Genomic DNA, 16,138 nt, shown 5'->3' on the forward strand with positions numbered 1-16,138 from the left:
GTGATCGGGACAGTTCGCAGTCCGATGGCCGCGTGAACCCGGCGCTTCTCTCTTGCGGTCGAGGGTGCTGGTTCGGGGGGTGCCCGCCGAGATCATCACCGCACCTGCACGGCCGGCCAACTGAACGACGGCTGCGCAGGTGGAAGAAACCGGTACTCGTTCATATAGCCCTGCCGCCTCGGACTTCGACGCAGTGGGCGATCACGTCGTTCTGCACCTGCGAGAAACACGATTCGGCATTGGCATTGGCAGCGTCAATTGGCGTCAACTCAGCGCCCACGTGGGCAATTGCGTACTGATCGATGAATGCTCGGGCGACTTCGATCCGAGTAACGAGATCGGCGAGGGGCAACCCATTGTGCTGAAACTGACCGATCGAATGACCAAAAGCTTTGTGGTTCTTGATTTATACCACGGTCTCGTCGAGGGTCTGCGCTGCGCGGTCGAGGTTGCCGATGGCGCACCCGAGTCGCTCGTGTTGCGAGTACGTCATCAGGTGGAAGAAGCCCTTCACATCGGATCGCAGCGAGCACCTCGCCACTCCATAACCTCGGGAGCCGACGCTGTTCTGCTCCTCACTGTGCGTAGGACAGGGGGACGGTGCCACGCCGTCGGCGCGGATGCCGACACCGGAGCCGGGCGCCACGCTCAACGTGCAGAGTTGTGCAGGAGTAACCGGACTCCTACAGGCCGTTCTTCCGGTCAACAAATGTTGCTGCAGTTGAATGGTGGATGCCGGTGATGAACTGACCGTTCGCCACGCGAGGCATGCGTGCACGTGTGCCCGCCGCCCGTCGCGTGTCCGGTGGATCGATATCGGACAGTCCCGGGTTCTCGAACGGCCCTAGCGTATGTGATGTCGGTCATACGAACGGACCGGTTTGGCACACATCGATCTGCTCCTCGGCGCGGGTCCCAGGCATTTCACTCAAGGAGGCAGCATGACCACGGCATCGATCGATCCGAGGGAGCTCGACGAGACGAACGGCGTCTTGGACGTTCTCGTAGTCGGAGGCGGCTTCGCTGGTCTGTATCAACTCGATCAACTTCGTTCACGCGGATTTTCGGTGAAGGTCGTTGAAGCCGGTGACTCGCTTGGGGGCATCTGGTACTGGAATTGCTACCCGGGCGCTCGAACCGACAGCACCGGGCAGATCTATCAGTACTCACGCGAGGACCTCTGGAAGGACTGGAGTTACGACGAGCTTTACCCGTCATGGTCCGGTGTGCGCGACTATTTTGCCTATGTCGACCGCAAGCTCGATCTGTCTCGAGACATCATCTTCAGTACCCGGGTGACGTCTGCGGACTTCGACGGCGAGCGAAACCAATGGACAGTGCGCACCGACACGGGCCGGATGCTGCGTGCCAGGTCTGTAGTGATCTGCACTGGATTCGGCGCCAAGCCGCACATTCCCAGCATCAACGGGCTCAACAGCTTTGCAGGCGAATCCCACCACACCGCGTTGTGGCCCCAAGAAGGTCTGGACATGGCCGGCAAACGCGTGGGGATCATCGGCACCGGGTCGAGCGGCGTTCAGGTCACCCAGGAGGCCGCCGCGGACGCCGAACAGATCACCATCTTCCAGCGGACACCCAACCTTGCGCTTCCGATGCGGCAGCAACAGTTGACAGGCCAGCTCAAAGAGAAGCTGAAGGAAAACCTTCCCGAGCGATTCGCCCAGCGCCGGAGGTCGTTTGCCGGGTTCGACATGGACTTCATCCCGAAGAGCGTGTTCGAAGTCTCGGACGAGGAGCGAGCTGACACCTACGAACGGATGTGGGCTACCGGCGGTTTCGAACTGTGGCTCGCCAACTATCAAGACATCTTGCTCGATGAACGCGCGAACCGCATCATGTACGACTTCTGGCGCAACAAGGTCCGTCAGCGCGTCACCGATCCGGTCAAGGCTGAGAAGCTTGCCCCGATGGATCCGCCCCATCCGTTCGGGACGAAGCGACCCTCGCTGGAGCAGAACTTCTATGATGTGGTGAACCAGGACAACGTCGACATCGTCGATGTGAACGAGGATCCGATCGAGCGGATCACCCCGGCGGGTGTCCAGACCAAGTCCGGTCTGCACGAGTTCGACATCCTGGTGTTCGCGACTGGTTTCGACGCGAACCGCGGTGGCATCACGTCGATCGATATCCGAGGAACCAATGATCAACTTTTGAGCCACAAGTGGTCCGAGCGGCTCGATACCTTCATGGGACTCACCACTGCGGGATTCCCCAACCTGATGTTCGTGTACGGCCCGCAGAGCCCAGCCGGATTCTGCAACGGGCCCACGTGCGCGGAGGTACAGGGAGAGATCGTTGTCGACTTCCTGACCCACGTTCGCGACGGCGGATACCAGCGGTTCGAGACCAGCGAGGACGCTGAGCAATCATGGACGGCGCACGTGGAGGAAGTCTTCCACATGTCGCTCTTTCCGCGGGCCAAGTCTTGGTATCACGGGGCAAATATTCCCGGTAAACCGAGCCAGATGCTCAACTACTCCGGCGGCCTACCTTCCTACTTCGACCACTGGGAGGAAAACGTCGCGGCCGGGTACAAGGCATTCACACTGTCCTGATGACGCGCGCGAGTCGTCGGCCTGACAACCGTCCGGCGGCCGCTCGTCGACAATGGCCCCAAAGCGGTGCACCTGCTGGGCGGCGGCCTGTTGCAGCACTTGTTGCGAGTGTCGCAGGGTGAGTATCAGAGGGTGGCGCGGGAGTCGATCTAGCCGGAGGAGAACATCCTGCAGAGCCGGGGGAGGCGTCCCGTGGAGTGGTGGGGTTTGAAGTCGCACGCCAATATGGTCGCCGGCGTGTTCCACACGATCATCGACCAGCCCGGCCCCGCCACCGCCGCCTCCACGTGGACGAGGTCCGATAGCGCCCTTTGGGTCGTTCCGACACGACAAGAATCCGGCACGGTTCACGGTGTTGTGACCACCACGCCCCCGAACGGACCCCGCAACCATGACCGGAAGCGTCCAGAACGAGGAAGGACAGACAGCGCGGTGGCCGCTGATGCTCAATCATCTATGGAAATCTGCACCGTACGATCACACGGTGTGGTGGTCGACGACCGGCAATACGTGACCTCGGACGAGTCCTTTCGCGTCCCGGCGATCTACTGTTCTGACCCCGGACCGCCGGTCCGGGGTCAGAGCAGTAGATGGAAGATGTCGAAGGCGACGTTCCATTCGGCGGTGCCGGGGTTCTTACGGTCCGGCTCGACCGTGACGAAGGTATGTGCCAGCGCCACGCTCAGGCCTCCGGCGATCAGCGGCAGTCGCTGCTCGGTCTGCTCGGAGAGGGCCATGTCCAACGGTGGCCGGGCCGTCAGTTGATCGAGCAGAGGTTGTAGTTCGATCTCCTCGTCCAGTTTCTCGAACCGGTGAATGCTCTCCTGCAGTCCTTTGGTGATCGGCAGGTCCCACGGTTCGATCACGTCCCGCAAGTTTGCCTTTGCCGAGGCCTTGCCGATGAGGATCAAGTCGTAGATCTTGTCGTCGATGAAATCGGTATAGCGCTTGAGATCGTTCCGGTCGACCTGCAGGCCGGCCGCTGCCCGGAAGAACCGCTGGAATTTCACGGTGCCCATCACTGGCATGTCGTCAGCTCCTCTCGAAGTATTCATGGATTTGGCGGACCGCCATCGCTCCTTCACCGACAGCGGATGCGACCCGTTTCACCGAGCCGCTGCGGACGTCGCCCGCCGCGAACAGACCCGGCCGGCTGGTTTCGAGCGTCCTCGACACCTGGGCGCCGATCCGCCGCCGGTTGCCGTCCCCTCGGGCGTGGACCGCGTCCACGCCCGTGAGGACGAAGCCGTGGTCGTCGAGCGCGATCGCGTCGGCCAGCCACCCGGTGTGCGGCATCGCCCCGATGAAGACGAACAGGGCGTGCACCCGGATCGTGCCCTGTTCCCCCGTGTGATTGTCCTCGACCACAATCTCTTCGAGGTACTTCTCACCGTGAACTTCGCGGATCTCGGTGTGCCGGTGCACGGTCACCCGGGGATGGCGCTCGATCTGGTCGACCAGGTACCGGGACATGCTCTTTCCGAGGTCACCGCCGCGGATGAGCAGGTGAACGTGGGAAACATGGTCCGCGAGAAAAACGGTGGCCTGTCCGGCGGAGTTTCCGCCACCGACGATTGCCACCGGGTCGGTGCCGCACATCCGCGCTTCCTGATGGGTCGCGGCGTAGTACACGCTCGTCCCCTCCAGTGCCTCGATCCCCGGAACCGTCAACTTGCGATACCGCGCCCCGGTGGCGAGCACGACGGCCCGGCCGTGGACCGCGCCGCCGTCCGCCAGCCGGAGCACATGGTTCCCGTCCTCGGATCCCAGACCGGTCACCTCCGCCGACACCAGGATGCGGGCGCCGAACTTCCCGGCCTGGAGCACGGCCCGCTCGGCCAATTCGGAGCCGGAGATCCCGGCCGGAAAGCCCAGGTAGTTCTCGATCCGGGAGGAGGTACTCGCCTGGCCGCCGGAGGCGATCGACTCCAGCGTCACCGTGTTCAACCCGTCGGAGGCGCCGTACACGGACGCGGCCAGACCGGCCGGTCCCGCACCTACCACGACGAGATCGCATACGTCCTGGGCTGCGTCGGGGACCGAGTCCGGGACCGGAAGCCCGACGATGCGGGCGAGTTCGGCATTCGTCGGATTGCGCAGCACCTTCTCGCCGTGCCAGATCACGACGGGAGTGTCCTCGGGGGCGACGTCCAGGCTGCGTAGCAGCTGCTCCGCCCGTTCATCCTGCTCCAGATCGATCCATCTGTGGGGCAGTCGGTTTCGCATCGCGAACTCGCGAAGCCGCAACGTGTCCGGGGAATAGCAGGAGCCGATGATCCGGAACCCCGAACCGAGCCCGATCAGCAGGTGCCGGCGCACCAGGTAGGCGCGCAGGATCAGATCGCTGAGCACGGGATCGTGGGCAACGAGTTCGCGCACCCGCTCGGCTGGGACGACGAGCACCTCGCCGTCTTCGATCGCCTCGGCGGTGAAGAACGCCACCTGGCCTTCCAGCAGTCCGAGCTCGCCCAGGAAGCGGCCGGGACCGTGCAGTCGCAGTATCCGGCGTTCGCCGTCCCCGGCGCCCTCGTCGACGACCGCGACCTTGCCGGAAAGGATGACGAAGAAGTCGTTGCTGTGCTCGCCCTCTCGGATCAGAACCTCGCCGGCGCGAACCGATCGACGCGTGCCACCGGTCTCGAGCGTTGCGACCTGGTCGTCCGTCAGCCGCGGGAATGCTCCGACCGCATCCGGAGTCTCGTCGTCGACCGACGGAACGTCGCCGACGGGTGTGGCGTCCTCAGACGAAGTTCTGGTCGACATAACACCAGCGCCAATCTTCACCGGGTTCCATCGACTGGACGATCGGATGGCCGATGGTGTGAGCGTGCGCGCTCGCGTGCTTGCCCGGCGAGGAGTCGCAGCAACCGACGTGTCCGCACGTCAGGCAGAGCCTCAGATGCACCCACGGGGTGCCGAGGCGAAGACATTCCTCGCAACCCTGCGGGGTCCGGGGCACCACGGCCCGGATCGCGGTCACGTGCGGATCCGCATGGACAAAGGTCATGACTTCGCCTCCTTGCCTGCATTTTCCGAGAGTGCCTGATCGAGCCACGTGCGCAGCTGGGGTACCGGAGCTGCGCCCGCCTGCCGAGCGAGGACCTCACCCCGGTCCATCACCAGCAGAGTCGGCACGGCGCGGACGGTGAACCGTTCGGCCGTCTGGGGAGCAACATCCACGTCGACCTTGACCAGCTTGATCTGACCTGCGCGTTCCCTGGCGAGCTGCTCGAGCGCCGGACTGACCATGCGGCACGGGCCGCACCACGTCGCCCACAGGTCGACGAGCACAGGCACCGAGGACTTCTCGGCGACCTCTGCGAAGTCGTCGTCCCCTGCCGAGGCGATCCACGGCAGCGGCTCGTGGCAGTTCCCGCAGCGCGGTCGTCCTTCCCCGACCGCCGGCACCTTGTTGACCTTGCCGCAGTTCGGGCACCTCACCTTGACGGATCCCATGACCAGACACCTCTTCTCAGGCCGCCGCGACGGCGGGTTCGGCGTACGCGACGGCGAGCTCGCCGCCGTCCACCGTGACAGCGATGGTGCCACCTGGTTCGATCTCGCCGCGCAACAGCGCGCGACCGATCTTCGTTTCGACCTCGTGGGCGATGTACCGCCGTAGCGGCCGCGCACCGTAGACCGGGTCGAAACCGTGTTCGGCGATGAGCCGGCGTGCTTCCGGGGTGATATCCAGGTGTATCTGGCGCTCCGACAACCTGTTCCGAAGATCGGTGAGCTGCAGCTCGACGATGTGCTCGATCTGGGGCAGCGTGAGCGGAGTGAACAACACGATGTCATCGACCCGGTTGAGGAACTCGGGACGGAAGTGCCCGCGCAGCTCCGCCAGCACCCGCTCCCGGGCGTCCGGCTTGATCTCGCCGTCGGCTGTGACTCCGTCGAGGAGATGCTGGGATCCGATGTTGGAGGTCATGATGATCACCGTGTTCCGGAAATCGACTTGTCTCCCCTGAGAATCGGTGATCCGGCCATCATCGAGCACCTGCAGCAGGGTATTGAAGACGTCGGCGTGGGCCTTCTCGATCTCGTCGAAGAGCACCACGGAGTACGGCTTGCGGCGTACCGCCTCGGTGAGCTGGCCGCCCTCGTCGTACCCGACGTACCCGGGGGGCGCACCGATGAGCCTGCTCACCGTGTGCCGCTCCTGGTATTCGCTCATGTCCAGGCGCACCATGTTGTCTTCGCTGTCGAAGAGGGCACTGGCCAGCGTCTTTGCGAGCTCGGTCTTTCCCACGCCCGTCGGGCCCAGGAAGATGAACGAACCGATCGGCCGGCGCGGATCACGGATACCGGACCTCGCCCGGATCACCGCGTCTGCGACCAGTTGCACGGCCTCGTCCTGACCGACGACCCTCTCGTGCAGAATCTCGTCGAGCTTCAACAGCTTCTCCCGCTCGCCTTCCTGCAGCCGGGCGACCGGGATACCCGTCCATGCGGCCACGATCTCTGCGATCTCGTCTTCGGTGACCACTTCACGCAGCAACGGATTCTGTCCCTGCCTGGTGGCCAGTTGCTCCTCCGCCGCCGCGAGCCTGCGTTCCAACTCGGTGATCTCGCCGTATCGCAACTCGGCGGCCCGATTGAGGTCGTAGTTACGCTCCGCCTCCTCGGCCTCGTGGCGCAATCGTTCCAGCTCTCCCCGCAGCTCCTGCACCCGCCGGATCGCCTGCCGCTCCGCCTCCCACTGAGCGTGCCGGGCGTCGGCCTCGGCCCGTAGATCGGCCAGCTCCTTACGCAGCTCGTCGAGGCGCGTCTTGCTGGCCGCGTCCGTTTCCTTGGACAGCGCGGCCTCTTCGATCTCCAGCCGGGTCACCTTCCGGGTGAGCTCGTCGAGTTCGGCGGGCATCGAATCGATTTCGGTGCGTAGCCGGGCACACGCCTCGTCCACCAGATCGATCGCCTTGTCCGGAAGGAAGCGGTCGGTGATGTACCGGTGCGAGAGGGTCACGGCGGCCACCAGTGCGCCGTCCTGAATCTTCACGCCGTGAAACACCTCGAGGCGTTCTCGAAGTCCGCGCAGAATCGAGATCGCATCCTCGGCGCTGGGCTCGTCGACGAGAACGGTCTGGAAGCGACGCTCCAGTGCGGCATCGGATTCGATGTGCTTGCGATACTCGTCGAGAGTGGTGGCACCGATCATGTGCAGTTCGCCGCGGGCGAGCATCGGCTTGAGCATGTTGCCGGCGTCGAGAGATCCCTCGCCGCCGACTGATCCCGCACCGACCACTGTGTGTAACTCGTCGACGAACAACAGGATGTGCCCCTCGGCCGCCTTTACCTCGGACAGCACCGCCTGCAGTCGCTCCTCGAACTCGCCGCGGTACTTCGCGCCGGCCACCAGGGAACCCATGTCGAGCGAGAAGATCGTCTTGTCGCGCAGGCCCTCGGGCACGTCGCCGCGGACGATCCGCTGGGCGAGGCCCTCGACGATCGCGGTCTTGCCGACGCCGGGGTCGCCGATCAGCACCGGATTGTTCTTCGTCTTCCGGCTCAGGATCTGCGTTACCCTGCGGATCTCGGCATCTCGGCCGATGACCGGATCGAGTTTGCCTGCCCGACCCTCGGAGACGAGGTCGCGTCCGTACTTCTCCAGAGCCTCGTACGCCCCCTCCGGGGTCGCCGAGGTGACGCGTTGATTGCCGCGCACTTTCGTCAGCGCCGTGAGGAAGGCCTCTCGTGTGACCCCATGACTGGCGAGGACCCGCCCCGCCGCACTGGCCGACCCCTCCTCGGAGAGGGCCATCACGAGATGCTCCACCGACACGTAGGAATCCTTGAGTCGCTTCGCCTCCCGCTCCGCGGCGTCGAGCAGCTTGGCCAAACGCTGGGTGATCATCACCTGACCGGGCGTCGCGCCGGGGCCGCTGACCTTCGGCCTGCGCGACAGTTCACGTTCCAGGTCGGATCGCAGGGCATCGACGTTCGCGCCGGCCTGCTCAAGCAGTCGGGGGACCAACCCTTCCTGCTGATCGACCAACGCGAGCAGCAGGTGCTCTCCGTCGACCTCGGTGTGACCCATTCTGGTCGCGACGTTCTGGGCTTCCTGCAGGGCTTCTCGTGACTTTTCAGTCAGGCTGCCGGTGTCCATGGGGGTGTCCTCCTTCTGCGGGAAGCTGCTTCGAGTTTCTCGATTCGATCCAGCAGATCGAGCACGAGCCCGATTGCCGAGTAGTTCAGGCCCAGACCGGTCCGCAGCCGTTGGATACGGGCGGCGTGGGCCACTTCGGATGGTTCGAACGACATCTCGCCGCCGGCGTCGCGGCGTGCGTCGAGCAGGCCGAGAGCCACAAGCTTTCGTGCCAGATCCGGGTGCAGACCGGTACGTTGTGCGAAGGCATCGGGCGACAACCCGGTACGGCGAACCAATACGTACTGGGTGACCGGGGTCGGGGTGCTCATTTCTCTTTCCTCGGATCGAAGTTCGATTCGGCGGCCAACTGCTCGAACAGCTCGCGTTCGCGTGCTGTCGGTTTCGACGGCACCATCACCTTGATCTCGGCGTAGAGGTTGCCGTTGGCGCCCCGCGGATTGGGCATTCCCTCCCCGCGCAGTCGCAGCTTCCTTCCCGTCGACGAGCCTGGTACCACTTTGACTTTCGCCTCGCCACCCGGGGTGGGAACGACGACGCTCGCCCCCAGTGCCGCCTCCCACGGCGATACGGGCAGATCGACGTAGATGTCCCGGCCTCGTACCCGGAACCGGGAATGCGGCTTGATCCGCACCACGAGGTACAGATCCCCGTGCGGCGCGTCGCCGTTGCTCCGGCCACCTTGCCCGGCCAGCCGGATTCTCTGGCCGTCCAGGACACCGGCCGGAATGTCGACGTCGTACTGGCGTCCGTCCAATCGGAGAGTGCGTTTGCCACCCCGATACGCCTCTTCCAGGGTCAATTCCAGTTCCGCTTCCTGATCGGCGCCGGGAATCGGCCCGTACCCGCCACCGCCGCCGAACATCTGCCCGAAGAGGTCCTCGAAGTCGACGGCGCCCTCGCCACCGAATCCTTGACCGAAGTGCACCCTTCTGCCTCCGCCACCGCCGCCGTACCCACCGCCGCCGTACCCACCGGCGCTTGCCCGGACCCGTTCGTCGTAGTCCTCGGGCACACGCCGGAAGTCGTCACCGAATCGGTCGTAGCGTTTCCGGGTGTCCGGGTCGGACAACACCTGGTAGGCCTCGTTGGCCTCCTTGAACTTGTCCTCCGCAGTGGGGTCCTTGTTCACGTCGGGGTGGTACTTGCGGGCCAGCTTGCGGTAGGCCTGCTGGATTTCGTCGGTGCCGGCGCCCCGCGGGACCCCGAGCACTTCGTAGTAGTCACGCGCCATCGGTGCTCACCCCTCGGGGCGGCTGACTACCACCGCGGCGGGACGCAACTGCCGCCCGTCCTCTCCATAGCCCGGGCGCAAGACCTCGATCACGGTCCCGGAGGGAACGTCGGGTTGGGCCACCACACTGACCACTTCGTGGAGCTCCGGGGAGAACGGCACACCGACCTCGTCGTGGCGCTCGAAGCCGAACCGTGACAGCACCTGCACCGCCTGATCCCGGATCGCCTTCACACCCTCGACGACGGTCTGAGGATCGCTGCCCGCATGGGCCAGCGCAAGCTCCAAATTGTCCAGTACCGGCAGCCACGCCGCGGAAACCTTCGCCACCTCCGCGGCGCGTTCACGATCCAGATCCTTGGCATACCGCTTGCGCAGGTTGTCCAGATCTGCGAGGGCCCTGCGCCAGCGGTCCTCGAGTTGAGCCAACTCGGCCCCCGTGTCGGTGCGATCCGGCGCCGTCTCGGTCTGATCCCCGTCGGTAGCGTCGGTAGCGGGCTCGGTCGTCGAATGATCTGCAGACCTTTCCATCGTGTGCCTCAGCTTCGATCGAATTCGGCGTCGATCACGTCGTCGTCATCCGACGACGCAGCGTCTGCGCCGCCGGCCTGGTGTCCGTCGCCGCCGTCCTGGACCGGCGCGAGCCCGTAGAGCAACTGCTGGAGCTCCGAGGTCAGTGGCTCTACCTCCGCGGGTGAAGCACCGTCTTTCACGGCCTTCCTGGCGTCGGCGATCAGCATCTCGGCCCGCGCCTTGTCGTGCGGTGGCGCACTGTCACCGAGTTCGGCGAGTCGCCGTTCCACTTGATATGCAACCGAATCGAGCGCGTTGCGTGCGTCGACCGCCTTGCGCAGCGCCTCGTCCTCACCCCGATTCTGTTCGGCCTCGGCGAGCATGCGTTCGACCTCACTCTGGTCAAGGTTGCCCTGCTCACTGATCGTGATGCTCTGCTCCTTGCCGGTGTCCTTGTCGCGGGCGGTGACGTTGAGGATGCCGTTGGCGTCGATATCGAAAGTGACTTCAACTTGGGCCTCGCCGCGTGGCGCGGGACGGATGTCTTCCAGCCGGAACCGGCCGAGCACCCGGTTGTCGGCGGCCCGTTCGCGTTCGCCCTGCAGCACCACGACGTCCACGGCGGACTGATTGTCTTCCGCCGTGGAGAACACTTCGCTGCGCCGGGCCGGGATCGTCGTGTTGCGCTCGATGATCTTGGTCATCACCCCGCCCTGCGTCTCGACGCCGAGGGACAGCGGGGTGACATCGAGTAACAGCACATCGGAGACCTCGCCCTTGAGCACGCCCGCCTGGACTGCGGCACCGAGCGCCACGACCTCGTCCGGGTTGACGCCCATGTGGGGGTCCTTACCGCCGGTGAGCCGGCGAACCAGCGCCTGCACCGCCGGAATACGTGTCGAACCACCGACCAGGATCACCTCGTCGATGTCGTTGGCGGTGACCTTGGCGTCACTCATCGCCTGCTTCACGGGGTCGAGGCAGCGTTCCACCAGATCCGCCGTCAGATCCTCGAACTTCGATCGCATGATCGTGGTGGTGAGGTGCTTGGGACCGTTCGCGTCTGCGGTGACGAAGGGCAAGTTGACCTGGGCCTGGGTGACCGAGGACAACTCGACCTTGGCTTTCTCCGCGGCCTCGAAGAGGCGCTGCAACGCCTGCGCATCCTTGCGCAGATCGATATTCTCCGCACGCTGGAATTCGTCGGCGAGGTAGTCCACCAGGCGTCGGTCGAAGTCGTCGCCGCCGAGGTGGGAATCGCCGGCCGTGGAACGAACCTCGACCACTCCCTCGCCGACATCGAGCAGGCTCACATCGAAGGTGCCGCCGCCGAGGTCGAAGACCAGTACGGTTTCGTGGGTCTGCTTGTCCATGCCGTACGCCAGTGCCGCAGCGGTCGGTTCGTTGATAATCCGCAGAACCTCGAGGCCTGCGATCCGGCCGGCGTCTTTGGTGGCGTTGCGCTGCGCGTCGTTGAAGTAGGCCGGAACGGTGATGACCGCTTCCTTGACCTTCTCACCGAGGAACTTGCTCGCGTCGTCGACGAGCTTGCGCAGCACGAGGGCACTGATCTCCTCCGGCGCGTACTTCTTTCCCCGCACGTCGAATCGGGCCTCACCGTTGTCACCCGGCACGACGTCGAAGCTGACCGCTTTGGCCTCCTCGGAGATCTCGTCGTAATGACGTCCGATGAAGCGTTTCGCCGAATAGATCGTGCCCTTCGGATTCAAGATCGCCTGCCGTCGGGCAAGCTGACCCACCAGGCGCTCGCCGCTCTCGGTGAACGCCACCACCGACGGCGTCGTCCGCGCTCCCTCGACGTTGGAGATCACCACCGGCTCGCCGCCTTGCCAGCTTGCGATGACCGAGTTGGTGGTGCCCAGGTCTATCCCCACAGCAGTCGCCATGACTCATTCCTTTCGATCGGTCCGGCCGGTGAGCAAGCGGACGGCTTCGTCCGCGACCTCGACATCGGCGAGGACTTCGTAGTGACGTGGTTGTAATGACTGGATTGAGGTGAAGTCGCGCCGGCCGCCCTGCAGCGCATACATGAGCAGGCCGAGTAGAGCGCCGACAACGGCACCGAATACCAACCCGTAGAAGGCGAGCGCGAGGCCCGTGAGCAGAGGCTGGACCCAGTCGAGTAACCCGAAGATCCAGCCGAACAGCGCACCCGTCAGCGCGCCCGCGGCGGCGCCGCGCAGAGCGGCCCAGCCGTAGTTCAATCGGCCGACGATCTGCTCGACCAGCTCGATATCGCGACCGACGATGGCCAGATTGTCTACCGTGAAATGTTGGTCGGAGAGATAGTCGACGGCGCTTTCAGCGTCGGCGTAGTTGTCGAACGTTGCAATTACCTGGCGTGCAGGTTGGTGTGGACTTACGGCGGAGGTTCCGCCACTGGACTCTGACATCACGCCCCCTGGGCGTCGATGATGTGGGGTGCGCCGAGCCCGCGGGTACCGGTTCGGCTCCGGTCGGTCGGTCAACGGGTCGAGCTCACGGACGGCTCATCCGCAATGAGAATCTTCATCCGCCTGTGGGCATACGAAAAAACCGGGGGTCGGTGGCGACCACACCCAGTCCGGTGCGGGCGCGAACAAAACTCCCGATACAGAGCATTCTCGCAGCCGACACGTTGTGTCACAAGGTTCCGGTAAGTCCAAAGTAGGACGGCGATTCCATCCTAGCAGGACAGTCTCCGGAATCGTGAAAAGACAGCTGCTTCATCCTCACGTAGAGGATCAGGCCCCCGACGGTGGGCTCTAATTACTTGGCGCAGAATCGAACAGCGGCGAAATCTACTTTTCAGCTGTTGGATCAGCCCATTCGGTGGAGTCAACAAACTCTGATTTCTCTGTACGGCAACCGAATCGGGCCTAAACGTGGCCTAAACGGGGGATCTGGTTTGAAAGTGAAAGTAGTACAACAATATACGACTCGTCGCCGTCGCAGTTGAGAAACGCCACTGTAATCGTCGATGTAGATTTCTATTGGGTATGTGACGCGGGTCGGGAGTCGCGGACCACGGGAGGAGGCAGGGGTATGTTGATCGGGTGGGCCCACTCGCAGTAGGTGCATGTAGTAGACCGATGTCGTACGGGACCGGTCGCTGATGCGCGTTCCGTCGACCGTACGTTCCTCGATCTGGGTGCCGCTGGTCGCGATCGTGGCCCTCCTCCTCACAGGATGCGGCGCCTCGGCTCCCACCACCTCGACGCCCTCAGCCGGGCCCGCCGTAGACCTGCCGGCACTGGTCCGGCAGGTGGAGGCCTCGGTCGTCACCGTGCTCACCGAGTCCGGCGTGGGCAGCGGCATCGTCTACAAGACCGACGGCGCCATCGTCACCAACGCCCACGTGATCGAGGGTGCCCGGCAGGTGAGTGTGGCCTTCGCGGACGGGCAACAGGTGTCCGCGAACGTGCGGGCCGTCGATCGCGTGACCGACGTCGCGGTCCTTCAAGTGAACCGCACGGATCTGACTGCGGCGACGTTCGAGACAGCGCTGCCAGAGGTCGGCGCGCTCGCCGTAGTCGTGGGCAGTCCGCTGGGGTTCGAAGCCACGGTCACCTCGGGCATCATCTCAGGACTGCACCGCCGGATCCCCGGGTCGGCCTCCACCGGGGCGCCGCTGGTAGACCTGATCCAGACCGACGCCGCGATCTCGCCGGGTAACTCCGGGGGTGCGCTGATCGACGGCCAAGGCCGGGTCGTGGGGATGAGCCAGGCCTACATTCCCCCGTCGGCGGGTGCGGTGGCTCTGGGCTTCGCCATCCCCGCGGCGAACGTCGTCGACATCGCGGACCAGCTGCTGGCCTCCGGAACCGCCCAGCATGCGTACGTCGGCATTCAGCCCGGCACACTGACCCCGCAGATCGGCGAACAACTGGCAGTCGACCGCACCAGCGGTGTCGTCGTCCTCGATGTCGTCCCGCTCGGTCCGGCAGCGACCGCGGGTATCCGCCCCGGCGATGTCATCACCGCGGTCAACGGCCACGACACCGAGTCGGCGGAGGACTTCATCGCGGCGATCCGTGCCGTCGACCCCGGCGATCGAGTCGAACTGACCGTGCTCCGCGGTGGCGAGACCCAGCAGATCTCGGTTACCGTGACAGACCGCCCCGCCGGCTGAACGACGATTCCAAGCGCGACCGAAACGCGCGTGGACGGAATCGGTGCTGCGGCCCGGCGCGTTGCGTTGGCTAGCCGATTGTAGTCGTGTCGACGATGCATCCTCGGCCGCTCATGGTGTCTACGGGATAGAGGCGGCGGAGATCCGCGGCGGCGCTGTAGTGGACTCGCACGCACTGGCTGGAGTTTGGGGGCAGACCGAGCGGGTACGCGAAGGCGGTGAACGAGCACCTGCAGGGAGTGCAATCCAGTGCCGCGGGTGAGCAGGTCTCGGTGCTGTTCATCGCGGATCCGGGCACGCCTGCGGCTCTCGCGGAACGCATCGCGGAGTACCTGCCGCAACGCCTGCAGAGCCGTGATCGCCCCGGGCGCCGGTGGACGACGTGCGTGCGCCGAAAACCGTACCTCCCCGACGAGCAAGCAGACTTCGCAGATGTCATCGACACCGTCGATCCGTCCTCCGAGGCGGAGGACATCGTCGTGTACCTCACCGATCTACCACACCGCGAGAACACCCTGCCGGTGGTGGCCGACGTCAGCGCCCACCACCTCTTCGCGCTCATCTCCGTCCCCGGGGTGGGCGGCGTCTACATCGAGCGCCGCGTCCGCACCGTCACCGAACTCGCGATCGCCTGCGTCCTCGGTGAACCGGAACTCATCCCCCCCGGCGCGGCGCGACGGTTCCGGTCCGCGCAGATTGAGGACGGTATCCGGTACTTCGCGCCCTCGGGGCTGCGGCGGCTGCGGCTGCTGTCGGGAATGGTGCGGGCCAACCGGCCGTGGCGACTGGTCACCGGACTGTCGAAGGTCCTCGTCGGCGCGTTCGCCACGGGTGCGATCGCCCTGGCCACCGACACGATCTGGTTGTTCGCCGACACGATGGGTCCATGGCGTATGGGTGCGGCGACGATCCTGTCGATCGTGGCGATGATTCTCTGGCTGATCCTCGACCACGAACTCTGGGAGCGGCCGAAGTCGCCGACGGAACGCGATCGATCGGTGCTGTACAACACCGCGACCGTGGCCACCCTGGTCATCGGCGTCGTCATCCTCCACGTGGCCCTGTTCTGCCTGCTCCTGTTCACCACGTGCCTCGCTCTTCCCCCGGAACTGCTGTCCCCCGTTCTCGGGCGCGCGGTGAACTTCTCCGACTACCTCACGCTCACCTGGCTGCTGGCGTCCATCGCAACCGTCGGTGGGGCCCTCGGGTCGGGTCTCGAGGACGACGCCGCCGTCAAGGAGGCGGCATACGGGGTCCGGCAGCGGCAACGCATCGAGGAGACCAAGAATCGGTCGAACGAGGTGAGATGATCGCGGCCCGCGAAGCGTACAACCCGGCATCCGGCGAGCCTTGTGGTCAGCCGTTCCAGCACGGCACCTCGCTGGGTGAGAACGCCGCGTCCGAGTCGGACCGCGGGCACACAGGTGAGCGCAACAGGCCCATGGGTGAACACCTCATCAGGCCTCGAGGAAAGGTGTGGTGTCATTCCCGCCTCTCTCCGGCGCGGACGTGCACCGACGGATTAGACACTGGCGGCGTCGGTAGGACGTCCACCTCTGCGGTACGCGGGTGTC

The 16,138-nt window shown here is 64.9% G+C and carries 14 protein-coding genes; 4 read left to right on the forward strand and 10 right to left on the reverse strand.

Features of this window, described 5'->3' with window-relative positions; all coding sequences use genetic code 11:
• Nucleotides 1-139: 139 nt before the first annotated feature.
• A complete protein-coding gene (locus JWS13_RS46625) occupies nucleotides 140-742 on the forward strand; it encodes a hypothetical protein (RefSeq protein WP_241032362.1) in 603 nt (200 codons plus the stop codon).
• 199 nt (nucleotides 743-941) lie between these two features.
• The gene (locus JWS13_RS28530) at nucleotides 942-2,579 is read left to right on the forward strand and encodes a flavin-containing monooxygenase (protein ID WP_206008772.1); all 1,638 of its coding nucleotides are present in this window, start codon (nucleotides 942-944) and stop codon (nucleotides 2,577-2,579) included.
• Nucleotides 2,580-3,157: 578 nt separating this feature from the next.
• Here JWS13_RS28530 and JWS13_RS28535 read toward each other — a convergent pair.
• From JWS13_RS28535 to JWS13_RS28580, 10 genes are read right to left on the reverse strand one after another with little or no spacing between them, the layout of a single operon-like run.
• Nucleotides 3,158-3,598: a DUF1931 family protein gene (locus JWS13_RS28535; RefSeq protein ID WP_179220082.1), complete on the reverse strand. Its 441-nt coding sequence runs from the start codon at nucleotides 3,596-3,598 to the stop codon at nucleotides 3,158-3,160.
• Nucleotides 3,599-3,611: 13 nt separating this feature from the next.
• Nucleotides 3,612-5,342, reverse strand: coding sequence for an FAD-dependent oxidoreductase (locus JWS13_RS28540; RefSeq protein ID WP_206008773.1), 1,731 nt, complete (start codon nucleotides 5,340-5,342; stop codon nucleotides 3,612-3,614).
• Entirely contained in the window at nucleotides 5,320-5,586 is a 267-nt protein-coding gene (locus JWS13_RS28545; protein WP_087555151.1) for a UBP-type zinc finger domain-containing protein, read from the reverse strand. The genes JWS13_RS28540 and JWS13_RS28545 overlap by 23 nt, the downstream gene beginning before the upstream one ends.
• Complete coding sequence (trxA, locus tag JWS13_RS28550) at nucleotides 5,583-6,035, reverse strand: thioredoxin (protein ID WP_206008774.1); 453 nt, start codon at nucleotides 6,033-6,035, stop codon at nucleotides 5,583-5,585. Before trxA ends, JWS13_RS28545 begins: the two co-directional genes overlap by 4 nt.
• Before the next feature lie 16 nt (nucleotides 6,036-6,051).
• Nucleotides 6,052-8,685 carry an ATP-dependent chaperone ClpB gene (gene clpB, locus JWS13_RS28555; protein WP_160094394.1) on the reverse strand — a complete coding sequence of 878 codons (2,634 nt, stop codon included), beginning with the start codon at nucleotides 8,683-8,685 and terminating at the stop codon, nucleotides 6,052-6,054.
• Nucleotides 8,667-8,996: a chaperone modulator CbpM gene (locus JWS13_RS28560; protein WP_087555154.1), complete on the reverse strand. Its 330-nt coding sequence runs from the start codon at nucleotides 8,994-8,996 to the stop codon at nucleotides 8,667-8,669. Before JWS13_RS28560 ends, clpB begins: the two co-directional genes overlap by 19 nt.
• The gene (locus JWS13_RS28565; protein ID WP_206008775.1) at nucleotides 8,993-9,919 is read right to left on the reverse strand and encodes a DnaJ C-terminal domain-containing protein; all 927 of its coding nucleotides are present in this window, start codon (nucleotides 9,917-9,919) and stop codon (nucleotides 8,993-8,995) included. The genes JWS13_RS28560 and JWS13_RS28565 overlap by 4 nt, the downstream gene beginning before the upstream one ends.
• A 6-nt stretch (nucleotides 9,920-9,925) precedes the next feature.
• Complete coding sequence (locus JWS13_RS28570) at nucleotides 9,926-10,450, reverse strand: nucleotide exchange factor GrpE (RefSeq protein ID WP_206008776.1); 525 nt, start codon at nucleotides 10,448-10,450, stop codon at nucleotides 9,926-9,928.
• Between the two features lie 8 nt (nucleotides 10,451-10,458).
• Nucleotides 10,459-12,339: a molecular chaperone DnaK gene (gene dnaK / locus JWS13_RS28575; protein WP_005571962.1), complete on the reverse strand. Its 1,881-nt coding sequence runs from the start codon at nucleotides 12,337-12,339 to the stop codon at nucleotides 10,459-10,461.
• A gap of 3 nt (nucleotides 12,340-12,342) precedes the next feature.
• Nucleotides 12,343-12,846 (reverse strand): YflT domain-containing protein, encoded by a 504-nt coding sequence (locus JWS13_RS28580; RefSeq protein ID WP_206008777.1) that lies wholly within the window; start codon nucleotides 12,844-12,846, stop codon nucleotides 12,343-12,345.
• Between the two features lie 701 nt (nucleotides 12,847-13,547).
• Here JWS13_RS28580 and JWS13_RS28585 point away from each other — a divergent pair.
• Nucleotides 13,548-14,564, forward strand: a complete 1,017-nt coding sequence (locus JWS13_RS28585) for a S1C family serine protease (RefSeq protein ID WP_206008778.1) — start codon at nucleotides 13,548-13,550, stop codon at nucleotides 14,562-14,564.
• Between the two features lie 218 nt (nucleotides 14,565-14,782).
• Nucleotides 14,783-15,874: a hypothetical protein gene (locus JWS13_RS28590; protein WP_206008779.1), complete on the forward strand. Its 1,092-nt coding sequence runs from the start codon at nucleotides 14,783-14,785 to the stop codon at nucleotides 15,872-15,874.
• Nucleotides 15,875-16,138 lie beyond the last annotated feature (264 nt).

Source organism: Rhodococcus pseudokoreensis (assembly GCF_017068395.1).
Classification (GTDB): Bacteria; Actinomycetota; Actinomycetes; order Mycobacteriales; family Mycobacteriaceae; genus Rhodococcus_F; species Rhodococcus_F pseudokoreensis.

What these genes read in the sequence shown, in the direction of transcription:
- JWS13_RS28530 (WP_206008772.1), top strand. Translation starts at nt 942, where the DNA reads ATGACCACGGCATCGATCGATCCGAGGGAGCTCGACGAGACGAACGGC.
- JWS13_RS28535 (WP_179220082.1), bottom strand. Translation starts at nt 3,598, where the DNA reads ATGGGCACCGTGAAATTCCAGCGGTTCTTCCGGGCAGCGGCCGGCCTG.
- JWS13_RS28540 (WP_206008773.1), bottom strand. Translation starts at nt 5,342, where the DNA reads ATGTCGACCAGAACTTCGTCTGAGGACGCCACACCCGTCGGCGACGTT.
- JWS13_RS28545 (WP_087555151.1), bottom strand. Translation starts at nt 5,586, where the DNA reads ATGACCTTTGTCCATGCGGATCCGCACGTGACCGCGATCCGGGCCGTG.
- trxA (WP_206008774.1), bottom strand. Translation starts at nt 6,035, where the DNA reads ATGGGATCCGTCAAGGTGAGGTGCCCGAACTGCGGCAAGGTCAACAAG.
- clpB (WP_160094394.1), bottom strand. Translation starts at nt 8,685, where the DNA reads ATGGACACCGGCAGCCTGACTGAAAAGTCACGAGAAGCCCTGCAGGAA.
- JWS13_RS28560 (WP_087555154.1), bottom strand. Translation starts at nt 8,996, where the DNA reads ATGAGCACCCCGACCCCGGTCACCCAGTACGTATTGGTTCGCCGTACC.
- JWS13_RS28565 (WP_206008775.1), bottom strand. Translation starts at nt 9,919, where the DNA reads ATGGCGCGTGACTACTACGAAGTGCTCGGGGTCCCGCGGGGCGCCGGC.
- JWS13_RS28570 (WP_206008776.1), bottom strand. Translation starts at nt 10,450, where the DNA reads ATGGAAAGGTCTGCAGATCATTCGACGACCGAGCCCGCTACCGACGCT.
- dnaK (WP_005571962.1), bottom strand. Translation starts at nt 12,339, where the DNA reads ATGGCGACTGCTGTGGGGATAGACCTGGGCACCACCAACTCGGTCATC.
- JWS13_RS28580 (WP_206008777.1), bottom strand. Translation starts at nt 12,846, where the DNA reads ATGTCAGAGTCCAGTGGCGGAACCTCCGCCGTAAGTCCACACCAACCT.
- JWS13_RS28585 (WP_206008778.1), top strand. Translation starts at nt 13,548, where the DNA reads ATGCGCGTTCCGTCGACCGTACGTTCCTCGATCTGGGTGCCGCTGGTC.